This is a genomic window from Microcoleus sp. w1-18aA5, assembly GCF_036701705.1.
Lineage (GTDB): Bacteria > Cyanobacteriota > Cyanobacteriia > Cyanobacteriales > Microcoleaceae > Microcoleus.
In genome coordinates this window covers 1-13,448 of sequence record NZ_JAUPTE010000038.1, presented here as the reverse complement: position 1 = coordinate 13,448, position 13,448 = coordinate 1, and the positions used below count along the sequence as shown (strand labels likewise).

2 protein-coding genes and 1 CRISPR repeat array are annotated in these 13,448 nt (G+C 46.7%); both genes read left to right on the top strand.

All coding sequences use genetic code 11. The features are described from left to right. Positions 1 to 90: 90 nt before the first annotated feature. Positions 91 to 1,860 carry an NACHT C-terminal helical domain 2-containing protein gene (locus Q5691_RS15400; RefSeq protein WP_333209345.1) on the top strand — a complete coding sequence of 590 codons (1,770 nt, stop codon included), beginning with the start codon at positions 91 to 93 and terminating at the stop codon, positions 1,858 to 1,860. 264 nt (positions 1,861 to 2,124) lie between these two features. Continuing rightward, positions 2,125 to 4,242: a DNA-binding protein gene (locus Q5691_RS15395; protein WP_333345508.1), complete on the top strand. Its 2,118-nt coding sequence runs from the start codon at positions 2,125 to 2,127 to the stop codon at positions 4,240 to 4,242. A 279-nt stretch (positions 4,243 to 4,521) separates the two neighbouring features. Further along, positions 4,522 to 13,379: direct repeats of the CRISPR family, unit length 37 nt; unit sequence GCCGCAATTAACCAAACTCCCTATCAGGGATTGAAAC. Between the last annotated feature and the right edge of the window lie 69 nt (positions 13,380 to 13,448).

Sequence of the window (13,448 nt, the reverse complement as noted above, 5' to 3'; positions counted from 1 at the left end):
CTAGCAACTCGGCCTAAATTGAATTGAGATTTGATTTAATTGCGGTGAAATTGTTGGAAATAAAATCTAATTACATCAAAATCAAATACTATGACAGTACAAGGTACACATACCGTTGAAAATAACTTGCAAAAAGTCTGGGAAGAACTGGAAGCAGCCAGAAAAATGCAGGATGAATGGATGAATTACGGGGTAGATTTTGTAGATTTGTATGTGGAAGATGCGGGCGGTGATTGGTTGGAAAAGTGGGGTAAATGTGAAGAAGAATTAGAGCTAATAAAAAATAAAAAGGTAGATATTGAAGCAGTCAAAGCAGCGATCGACATTCCCAGCTTTCAGCAGACAAAACTACTGGAAATTGCCTTAAATTGCCGTTATTCTACCAGCTATTACTCCGATCGCCCAGAGGAGTCTCCCGCTTGGCAAGAGGTTAAGTACAAACGGCTGTCACTCTTAGGGAGAGCGATTTTCGCTGCTGTTGTTAGCGATTACCTCTACCGCGAATATCCAGAACTCGATCCCGATGCTATCTCAACCTTAAAAGCTCGTTTAGCAGAACCTAAAAAACTTGCGGATTTTGCACAAAAATTAAAATTAAACGAACTCAGTTGGGGCGTATGGAATGGGAAAGAAACAGAAGAAAGCGAGTACAATAGAGTTTTTTCTGAGACTGGTGAAGCTTTGTTTGGCGCGATTTACTTGGAGTTTGATCGCGATTTTTTCCGTGGGGGAAACTGGCTGATTCAGCACTTGATTGAACCAAACGTTAGCCAGCATCTGGATCTCACTCAGGGGCGACAAATAGGGTCCGAAAACGAGGTGAAACGGCGGGAAATCCTGGGGGCGGATATTCTAGATGCGATCGCGATCGACTATTTGTACAACCGCTTTCCCGAACGCAACGCCAGCCAGCTAACTCGCTGGAAAAATATGTTAGTGGCCAAAGAGATTTTTCCCAAAGAGTTTAAGGCCAAATTAGGCGGTCATTACCTAGAGTTGGAAAGCAATTTCTCGCGTACCCGCGACTGGTTGGTGGATAACTTTATCAAAACCGCAGTTGACGAACTGCTAGAGGAAAGCGAAACTCAACCAGAATATGTGATTGACAGTGCGAACCCGGAATCGCTGCCAGAATTGGTCAGCCGGATTACAGACAAAAAGTGGAAAAATGAATTTGTGAGAGTTGTCAGCATTTTGCAACCTGCTGACGAACTTTTGCTGCTGATGCAACAAAAATTAGACAGTATGGTGGCTAAAGATGAAACTTTGCAGCAGTTGCTAATCTGGGCAAATCACAAGTCTCAGTTAGTGCAAAGGAATTTTAAACCAGTCGAAATTCGCGCTTTTTATGTAGCCTTAGTTTGCGTACTTGATTTGGCTTTGACTCGCGTCCTCGATCCGAGTCTGAAGTTTGATAGATCGAAAGTTTGTAAGTTGCGAAGTTGTTTGGCAAAGGCTGGCAAAAATGTAGAATTTGCAGATGCTAACGAGTCTCTGAAATTGGCTTTTGATAATGAGGATGTGGCGTGTATCTTGGTTGGCATTTGGGCGCTGGATATTGAACCAGAACTTAAACAATTGCTGGCACAATTTCAGACTGAGATGCCAGATTTGCAAAACTGGAAAAAGTGGCGCAAAGAGTGCGGTTGCACTTGGCTGGCAAAATTCAAAACTGCGATCGGCTACAATTTATATTTGGGCCCCCAACAGAAAACTTTGCTGCAACAGTATTATTATGCCCACAACTTGCTGGTGGAATGCCTCAACAGCGATAATTGTCAGGTGACACCGGCCGTCAGACAAAAAATTGAGGATAAAATGTTGTTATTATCGGTGGATTTGAAGCTGGTTCATATTTAATTTGGATAGCGCGGACGGGCGGGACGCCCATCCCACTAATGGATGGACGGGCGGGACGCCCATCCCACTAACAGCAACAGGGCTTACCCACTCCCACCCAAGAAATCGGGTTTTTTACCGAATCTGCGGGCTGCAATGCGTCTTTTGGTGAAAAACTCGGTCTCTCCTCACCCGTGCCTAAGTCATAAGAAGGGTAAGATTTAATGGGCAAGTCAAATTTATTAAGTGATGGCTTCCAAATCCTGTATCCCATAACGGAATTCTATGCAGTTGCAGCGCCAATTTAGCGGACAACTGATTGCGATCGACACCAAAACCGCGATCGCCAGTGGGGGTGAAGGTCGCATCTACCCGATCGCCCAAGACTCGTCCCTTGTAGCAAAAATCTACCACAAACCGACAGACGAAGACGGCGACAAACTCACAGTCATGTTCAGTATGCCGCCGGATGCACCGATCGCGGAACCGGGACACGCTTCCATTGCTTGGCCGATCGATTTGCTGCATACTGTCGGCGGGCGAGAAAAAATCGTCGGTTTTGTGATGCCGCGCGTCAACAAAGTGATGCCGGTACACACTTTCTACACTCCCAAAACCAGGCGCGAACAAAAACCGCTATTTAGCTATCTTTACCTCCACCGTACCGCCAGAAATCTCGCCTCGGCTGTAAATGCCCTCCACGTCAGGGGTTACGTCATCGGTGACGTAAACGAGTCGAACATTCTCGTCACGGATACGGCGTTGGTAACGCTGGTAGACACGGATTCGTTTCAAGTCCGCGATCCTTATACGGGTTACGTTTATCGGTGTCCCGTGGGGAAACCCGAGTTTACGCCGCCGGAGTTGCAGGGGCAGACTTTCCGCGATATTGATCGATCTCCAGAGCACGATTTGTTCGGTTTAGCGGTATTAATTTTTCAATTGCTGATGGAAGGTACGCATCCGTTTTCGGGAGTTTATCTCGGTAGCGATGAACCACCGTCTTTGGAAGCGAGAATTCGATCGGGTCATTTCCCTACAGGTACGAAACGGATTCCCTACCGCCCGATGCCCGCTGCGCCTCCTTTCGAGATGCTGCATCCCCGGCTGCGGCAACTGTTTATCCGCTGTTTTGAGGAAGGGCACAGCAATCCTGCGGCGCGCCCGGATGCGAAAACTTGGGTGAATGCGATTCGGGAAGCCGAAGATGCTTTAGTAACTTGCAGCAGAAATAGTCAGCATAAATACGGAAATCATCTCAGTCGGTGCCCTTGGTGCGATCGGGCAAAACTCCTGAAAGGGCGCGATCCGTTTCCTTCGCGGCAAGCAATCAGCCACGGATTGCACTTGCAGCCCGCGAAAACCAAGCGTAAAAAGCCCCAACCACCGCCCGTCGTACCCCAGCCCGCAGTGCGTCGGCAACAGCCCTCCACGGGGCTGTCGCGCCCCCTCGGCCAGTACGCAGTGCCGTTGCTACCGATGCGGATGTCTTCTCGGAGTCGGACTCCTGCGCCTCAGCTTCCGGTGGGCAAGTTTGAGCGCATTTTTCAGGATGCTGCTTGGGGTGGTGTTTGGGGTAGTTTGTGTTTGGCGGCGATCGGGGGGATTTATTCGGCAATAGCTGAGGGCGGCAGTGCTATTTTGGGGGCGATTTTTGTTGGTTCGATCTGGGGCTGTTTTTTTGGGGTGATGTGGGGGGTTTTCACTTTGCCGCCGAATCAGATTTGGCGGAAGTGGGGCGGAGTTTTGGTGGGGGCGTCTTGGGGGGCTTTTTTATTGGCGGCGATCGGCGGTGCGGTGTTTGGGGCGATTAATAGCACTCCGGGAATCGGGGAGAGGATTTTGGCTGGGGCGGGGGTTGGTGCCCTCTGGGGCTGTGTTTGGGCAACTTTTCAGCCTCCTCTGGCGCTGCCGATGGGGAGGGTGTGGGGCCGGCGGGGAGGGTATTTGGGGGCCGTCTGGGGCTCGTTTGTGGGGACTCTGGCTGGTGTTTTTTTGGGGGCTGGGCTGGTGGTTTGGCAGCAATACGGTGTCCAGATGCGGCCGGTGAATGAGTTTGCTGGTTTGTTGCTGGGTGTGGCGATCGTGGCGGCTGGTGTGGGTTCTGTTGGGGGTGTGGTTTCTGGGGGTTTGTTGGGTTTTTGCGGGTTTGCGCCGAAGTTGCCGATTTCGTTTCAGCCTTCGGGTGTCAATGGTGGGAGTTTGGGGGCGATTTGGGGCAGTTTTTTGGGGACTTTTGCGGGTACTGTGTTGGGGGCGGGGGTGTCTGCGATGTTTCCGGCTGTTAACGCTGGGGTGCCGGTGGAGTTGGGGCCTGTGGCGGGGGCGATCGTGGGGGCTGGTTTGGGGGCGATTTGGGGGGTGGTTTCGGGTACTGTTTGGGGGGCTTTAGGTAAGTGGTGATTCGCTTGATGTCTGTTTTTGGGTGGAAAATGCGTCTATGCCTAGGTGTAAAAATCGAGGTGTTAAATTTTGGGGCTATAATGTATATGCTCTAAGGGTTAGAGGCACTTCAAGCTTAACAATGGTAGACGCAATCGCTGGAATCTATGCAGGACAAGGGTTTGATGGCTGTATGAAAAGTTGGGTATTGACACGTCGAAGGCTGAAATGGTACTTTTGTTTTATGCAGACGCAAATGAACCTTGAAAACCAAATACAGCAAAGCTTCTGGAACGGGCTGCCGCAATTAACCAAACTCCCTATCAGGGATTGAAACTTGTGCATGAACCATTCCAAAACACGCTATGTCCTGCCGCAATTAACCAAACTCCCTATCAGGGATTGAAACTCCTCTTCTACAGCTAAAGCATTGTCATCTGGTTGGTTCAGGCCGCAATTAACCAAACTCCCTATCAGGGATTGAAACCCGAAATGTTTGCGGCTTGTTCTTCACTAATCTCAAGCCGCAATTAACCAAACTCCCTATCAGGGATTGAAACAAGCACTATTACATGAACCCTTGGAGACATTGGGCCGCAATTAACCAAACTCCCTATCAGGGATTGAAACTGCACAAAGCCACACACTTGATATGGTGGTTGCTGAGCCGCAATTAACCAAACTCCCTATCAGGGATTGAAACCACATTTGACGATAGAGATGCTGAAGTACCTGCGGCCGCAATTAACCAAACTCCCTATCAGGGATTGAAACGGGTGCCATATCTCGAACCTTGGATGCTATCAAAGCCGCAATTAACCAAACTCCCTATCAGGGATTGAAACTGAACTTAAAACTTGAAGGAGCTAAAGAGCAACTAGGCCGCAATTAACCAAACTCCCTATCAGGGATTGAAACGCGAATCACTACCCTTGCTGATTGCAGCCTGTGAGGCCGCAATTAACCAAACTCCCTATCAGGGATTGAAACAATTCGTGGCACGTTTTGGGGGTCAATCTGTTCGCCGCAATTAACCAAACTCCCTATCAGGGATTGAAACAAGGATAGCTTTAGGGCTTTCACCAGACAACATCATGCCGCAATTAACCAAACTCCCTATCAGGGATTGAAACTCTAAAATAAGCTACACGACTTGAACCTTTGTAATGCCGCAATTAACCAAACTCCCTATCAGGGATTGAAACACATTCAACGCAATTCACGGTATGTTGATCAATTCTGCCGCAATTAACCAAACTCCCTATCAGGGATTGAAACAGACCGCCATCAACTCTTAGTGCTCCCGTGCTTAAAGGCCGCAATTAACCAAACTCCCTATCAGGGATTGAAACAATGGATTACAGTATTTTATTCTAGTCTTCAGAAAGCGCCGCAATTAACCAAACTCCCTATCAGGGATTGAAACGCTAAAGGCTTAGGAGGAGTAGGAGCGATCGGCCGAGAAGCCGCAATTAACCAAACTCCCTATCAGGGATTGAAACATTAACGAGCAACATTTTGCCGAATTCAGATTCCGGCCGCAATTAACCAAACTCCCTATCAGGGATTGAAACCTAGAATTGGGAGCAAGCAGAGACGCACCTTTGAGGAAATACAGCCGCAATTAACCAAACTCCCTATCAGGGATTGAAACACGCCAATAAGATAGCTCGCAGCCGTAACAATTGTGGCCGCAATTAACCAAACTCCCTATCAGGGATTGAAACGGAAAATTGAAAGGACAATCAATTTGCTGGCTAGCCGCAATTAACCAAACTCCCTATCAGGGATTGAAACTTGAGGATGTGGATTAATTGTTAGTAATGTTGCGCCGCAATTAACCAAACTCCCTATCAGGGATTGAAACAAGCAATTCGCAGGGGGCAATGGGTTGAGGCGCGGGGCCGCAATTAACCAAACTCCCTATCAGGGATTGAAACTTTAACGTCGGGATGAGTAGTAAGCTTTTCTAGAGCCGCAATTAACCAAACTCCCTATCAGGGATTGAAACCCGTAGAAGTACAACTTTTCCCTGACCGTGTATGCCGCAATTAACCAAACTCCCTATCAGGGATTGAAACTTCGCTATTAGTCCATGCAATCTACGAATACTTGCCGCAATTAACCAAACTCCCTATCAGGGATTGAAACGGTGATGTCCGGCTAACAAGTAATGCTTTCCGTGCCGCAATTAACCAAACTCCCTATCAGGGATTGAAACTGCTGTAACCTGCTCAAATGAAAGGCTGTCTGAGCCGCAATTAACCAAACTCCCTATCAGGGATTGAAACACTGAATCAGGTCAGCCCTTAGTTATTTTCAGTCTGCCGCAATTAACCAAACTCCCTATCAGGGATTGAAACACCAACCATTCGTCAGCCACTTCTACTATACCCGGCCGCAATTAACCAAACTCCCTATCAGGGATTGAAACCGCTTTATTGATTGCAACCAACATCGAATCAATAGCCGCAATTAACCAAACTCCCTATCAGGGATTGAAACGGGGTAATTGCCGGACTGGGGTAGGGGATATGATTCGGGCCGCAATTAACCAAACTCCCTATCAGGGATTGAAACGGCTGGACAACCGGAGAGAGGAGCCAGTTATCAAAAGCCGCAATTAACCAAACTCCCTATCAGGGATTGAAACAATGACACTTCCTGAGAAAGAAATCGACGAAAATTTACGCCGCAATTAACCAAACTCCCTATCAGGGATTGAAACTTCCAACTAACTGAACGATGAAAACTGAAGAAAGCCGCAATTAACCAAACTCCCTATCAGGGATTGAAACACAAACCAAACTTGATTCCAGTAGCTAGCGCCAGGCCGCAATTAACCAAACTCCCTATCAGGGATTGAAACAATAGTTAGAGCTAATTTCTTGAAAGCGTACAGACAATCACGCCGCAATTAACCAAACTCCCTATCAGGGATTGAAACAAGTCACTCATCGTGTAATAACTACCCTCCTCAAGCCGCAATTAACCAAACTCCCTATCAGGGATTGAAACCTTGCCATTTACTAATTAGATTAAATAGATATAAAAGCCGCAATTAACCAAACTCCCTATCAGGGATTGAAACTCGATCATTTTTCCTAGACCGGGCATGATTGCAGATAAGCCGCAATTAACCAAACTCCCTATCAGGGATTGAAACACACCAAAAACGAGGGCAACTATGAAAACAGCAAAAGCCGCAATTAACCAAACTCCCTATCAGGGATTGAAACTTTGCATCCACTCACGCAGAGGGTGATCGCATGATGCCGCAATTAACCAAACTCCCTATCAGGGATTGAAACAATCTGTGGGGTTAGAGCCAAACAAAGTTTATGAGCCGCAATTAACCAAACTCCCTATCAGGGATTGAAACTATGAGGAGCAAGCATGGGTAATCCGCAAATTAAGCCGCAATTAACCAAACTCCCTATCAGGGATTGAAACTAAGGACAAACAGGCAAAAAACCAGTAATCTTCTACGGCCGCAATTAACCAAACTCCCTATCAGGGATTGAAACTCACAGAAAACATCCTTATGGCACTGGGTTTGGTAGTGCCGCAATTAACCAAACTCCCTATCAGGGATTGAAACTGCTGGAAGGGGCATAAAGACAATGCTGGGCTGGCAAGCCGCAATTAACCAAACTCCCTATCAGGGATTGAAACAAGAAGTTCGATTAGCAGGTGAATTTCTTTCTACTAGCCGCAATTAACCAAACTCCCTATCAGGGATTGAAACAAGAAGTAGCCAAACTTACTCAAACTTACTCACCGCCGCAATTAACCAAACTCCCTATCAGGGATTGAAACTGATACCCGGACTGGAAAACTCCAACCTCACAAGCCGCAATTAACCAAACTCCCTATCAGGGATTGAAACTTCAATCAAGCAGACAAAAGCTATAATCAAAATGCCGCAATTAACCAAACTCCCTATCAGGGATTGAAACGCGATCGCATCCGGCACAATGGAGTAAATTTCATCGAAGCCGCAATTAACCAAACTCCCTATCAGGGATTGAAACAAGAGCATCTCAGTCTGGATGCCTGGCCATGTAACGCCGCAATTAACCAAACTCCCTATCAGGGATTGAAACGGTGGCAATGGCAAAGGTTTTTTAGGTGGCTTGCCGCAATTAACCAAACTCCCTATCAGGGATTGAAACATATTAATATCACTCTAGGGACGCGCTGCTACGTGCGCCGCAATTAACCAAACTCCCTATCAGGGATTGAAACATGCTGTATACCTTGAGGACATAGGCGGGATCAAGCCGCAATTAACCAAACTCCCTATCAGGGATTGAAACTCATTTGGTAAAATTCAAGAGCAAGCTCAATATCGCCGCAATTAACCAAACTCCCTATCAGGGATTGAAACGCGCTATTACCTTGCATCAGTCTTATATTATCCAGGCCGCAATTAACCAAACTCCCTATCAGGGATTGAAACTGAAAGAGTGTTTCAGTGATTCCAACGTTTGGGCATGCCGCAATTAACCAAACTCCCTATCAGGGATTGAAACAAGTCGATTAGCGTGTGGATGCCCGGTCACGTTAGCCGCAATTAACCAAACTCCCTATCAGGGATTGAAACAGTGGTTGAGCACTGGCAACTTAAGAAGGAGGCTCGCCGCAATTAACCAAACTCCCTATCAGGGATTGAAACTGCAACCGATCCAACTTTTGCCGCACTGTTTGCGAGCCGCAATTAACCAAACTCCCTATCAGGGATTGAAACTCTTCCCGCTGATAATCGAGATAATCAACAAAGGCCGCAATTAACCAAACTCCCTATCAGGGATTGAAACTGATTAATGGCTACCAATACGACGACTCAGGCAGAGCCGCAATTAACCAAACTCCCTATCAGGGATTGAAACGTATTTCCGCTCGCTGGGAGTAGTTACCGCCATGATTGGCCGCAATTAACCAAACTCCCTATCAGGGATTGAAACCTCTGTCTCGATCGTCCCTTGGATTACCGATGGAATTGCCGCAATTAACCAAACTCCCTATCAGGGATTGAAACGGCAAGCTCTGAGAGTAATTGCCTCATTTGTTCTTCCCGCCGCAATTAACCAAACTCCCTATCAGGGATTGAAACTTAGCTTCCTCAATCCTACGCGCAACATCTAGTGGCCGCAATTAACCAAACTCCCTATCAGGGATTGAAACTTCTAAGATACCGCTCCTCAATCCCAGTGATTCAGCCGCAATTAACCAAACTCCCTATCAGGGATTGAAACAAAAAGTAGCATCAAAACCGCAGGCTGAAACCCTGCCGCAATTAACCAAACTCCCTATCAGGGATTGAAACGGGCAACGCTACTAAATCCGAAGGAATCAAGAAGCAGCCGCAATTAACCAAACTCCCTATCAGGGATTGAAACCTACAATTCGCCGAGGGACAAAGAGCCAAAGGAAGCCGCAATTAACCAAACTCCCTATCAGGGATTGAAACCAACCAGTTGCCGATTTTAGCCAGCCCCTTTTTGCCGCAATTAACCAAACTCCCTATCAGGGATTGAAACGATGTCGGCGGGGCGAGTTGGTGATATTGGTTTGGGCCGCAATTAACCAAACTCCCTATCAGGGATTGAAACGAGTGTACCCAAATCTTTAATTCCCCCGACTTGACCGAGCCGCAATTAACCAAACTCCCTATCAGGGATTGAAACGTAGCCTACACAGACAACCACCGCAAAGGCTTTTGCCGCAATTAACCAAACTCCCTATCAGGGATTGAAACCCCGACTGCATTCTTGACCCTATCTACGACGCAAGCCGCAATTAACCAAACTCCCTATCAGGGATTGAAACAAGTGAGAAATAGCTTGTGAGTGAAAAAAAGGAGTTGCCGCAATTAACCAAACTCCCTATCAGGGATTGAAACCCATCAGGAAACCTCCCCCCCGATGAATTTTTTCGACGCCGCAATTAACCAAACTCCCTATCAGGGATTGAAACTGGTTTAGGTTTTGTTGGCGGTTTTGTTCAGCCGGCCGCAATTAACCAAACTCCCTATCAGGGATTGAAACTGTATCTGGAGAGATATTATTTGAGTCTGACGGCTGTGCCGCAATTAACCAAACTCCCTATCAGGGATTGAAACACAGACTTGATAGTTAAAGGCGTTTTTTACAAAAGGCCGCAATTAACCAAACTCCCTATCAGGGATTGAAACTAATGTATCTTGTCCTGGTTTTAGGGACAAGATGGCCGCAATTAACCAAACTCCCTATCAGGGATTGAAACAGCTTGCTGGAATGGCTGCGTATAATACCGAATTGGCCGCAATTAACCAAACTCCCTATCAGGGATTGAAACGAATTAGGGTGCACCCTTCATCTGATTAGCCATCGCCAGCCGCAATTAACCAAACTCCCTATCAGGGATTGAAACATTCTAACAACTCGATCGGGCCCGTCTGGTAAGCCGCAATTAACCAAACTCCCTATCAGGGATTGAAACAGAAATTTAACATTCAATGCCAACCATCAGCTACAGGTGCCGCAATTAACCAAACTCCCTATCAGGGATTGAAACGATGAAAAAAACGCCTGCTGATGTAGCTTCCCGTAGCCGCAATTAACCAAACTCCCTATCAGGGATTGAAACGGGCCCCCAGTTTCGACAATTCCTTTGGCTACTGGAGCCGCAATTAACCAAACTCCCTATCAGGGATTGAAACACCAGACAAACATCTCCAATAGCAGCCCCGGTAACGCCGCAATTAACCAAACTCCCTATCAGGGATTGAAACTTGTTCACCCTGTCGGGGGCCAATAATTAGCCAAGGCCGCAATTAACCAAACTCCCTATCAGGGATTGAAACTTTTACGAGCAAGAGCTGCTGGGCAATCTCAATTTTTGCCGCAATTAACCAAACTCCCTATCAGGGATTGAAACGAAGCTGATCAAGCTAAAAATGATATCAACAATGCCGCAATTAACCAAACTCCCTATCAGGGATTGAAACTGCTTTGAATTGTTCGTAATAGGCAAGCTCCTGTGCCGCAATTAACCAAACTCCCTATCAGGGATTGAAACGGTACTTTCAACCTCACCATAAAAAACAAATGGCCAAGCCGCAATTAACCAAACTCCCTATCAGGGATTGAAACTTGACAAGTCTAATTGAAACGGAATTTGTGCCGTTGCCGCAATTAACCAAACTCCCTATCAGGGATTGAAACTCAAACCTTGCGGACTGTGGCGCGAGTATCCGCGAGCCGCAATTAACCAAACTCCCTATCAGGGATTGAAACGCCATATTCGGCAGATATATCACTGAGCGCATCTATCGCCGCAATTAACCAAACTCCCTATCAGGGATTGAAACAATTTGCCCGCGCTTCCAAACATCGAGCTAAGCCGCAATTAACCAAACTCCCTATCAGGGATTGAAACTTCCCGTGCTTTCTGCGGTGCGGGTTCTGGCACTGCCGCAATTAACCAAACTCCCTATCAGGGATTGAAACGAATTCTGAGTTCGGAAAACCGGATTCTCGGTTCGGCCGCAATTAACCAAACTCCCTATCAGGGATTGAAACATTTTCATTGCTGACCCTCAAACGACAACATAATTTGCCGCAATTAACCAAACTCCCTATCAGGGATTGAAACATTGGGCGATCGAACCCGATTCTTGCTCGATCTTTAGCCGCAATTAACCAAACTCCCTATCAGGGATTGAAACGTACCTATTCTGAGTTTTTAGATTGGTACGATAGCCGCAATTAACCAAACTCCCTATCAGGGATTGAAACTTGCTCCAAGTATTGTGCTGAGCCAAACCATCATGCCGCAATTAACCAAACTCCCTATCAGGGATTGAAACGATGGCAAGCGACTCGGAGCAACCGACCCAAGAGCCGCAATTAACCAAACTCCCTATCAGGGATTGAAACCGAAGTAAAGGATTTGCAAGCAAATCAACGTTACGCCGCAATTAACCAAACTCCCTATCAGGGATTGAAACGGAATGCTTTACAGCGACATGGAATTGAGGATAGCTGTCGAGCCGCAATTAACCAAACTCCCTATCAGGGATTGAAACGCACGTATCGGGTACTAAAGGGCGGCCCTTTATAATGCCGCAATTAACCAAACTCCCTATCAGGGATTGAAACCTGGTTTGCCGGTTCTCGTGTTTGGGTTTGCGCCGCCTGCCGCAATTAACCAAACTCCCTATCAGGGATTGAAACTCCAATCTGCAAAATGGCAGAGGAAGTCCATTTTTGCCGCAATTAACCAAACTCCCTATCAGGGATTGAAACTGTTATTCCACCTCCTGAACCTAATCGTTCGTGGTGCCGCAATTAACCAAACTCCCTATCAGGGATTGAAACTTGCTGCAAGTTCACCCTCTTGCAGCTTTTTTAGCCGCAATTAACCAAACTCCCTATCAGGGATTGAAACATTTTAATGGCTCCAGGGCAACAGCAAATTACGCCGCAATTAACCAAACTCCCTATCAGGGATTGAAACCATATATTGCCATAAAAAGAAGCTCACAACTAGGGGCCGCAATTAACCAAACTCCCTATCAGGGATTGAAACACTTTTGAAAAAGTATGTTATCTTGGTATTGTACTCAATTGCCGCAATTAACCAAACTCCCTATCAGGGATTGAAACTTAGGTGGGTTTGAGGGAGTTGAGGGAGGAATTGCCGCAATTAACCAAACTCCCTATCAGGGATTGAAACGGACAGATGAAGCTAGCAACGGCAAACCGAATGCCGCTAGCCGCAATTAACCAAACTCCCTATCAGGGATTGAAACCACCAGCACCGGGAAACCCAGAGATTTTATCAAGCCGCAATTAACCAAACTCCCTATCAGGGATTGAAACGACACCAGGACTGGAAAACTAGAACCCCACAATAAAGAGCCGCAATTAACCAAACTCCCTATCAGGGATTGAAACACCGAATTAACTACCGAACAAATCGCAGCGATCGGGCCGCAATTAACCAAACTCCCTATCAGGGATTGAAACGAACAACTAACACCGAACGACTCAGAATTGGCGCCCGGCCGCAATTAACCAAACTCCCTATCAGGGATTGAAACTTTCTTTCTTCAGTCCCCACTCAAGTATTTAACGCCGCAATTAACCAAACTCCCTATCAGGGATCATTGGTGACAAGTTAAGACTGTAAGTCTTTTGTCAAGAGGCTTTTAGAGAATTGTTGAAAAAAAACTGGTCAGA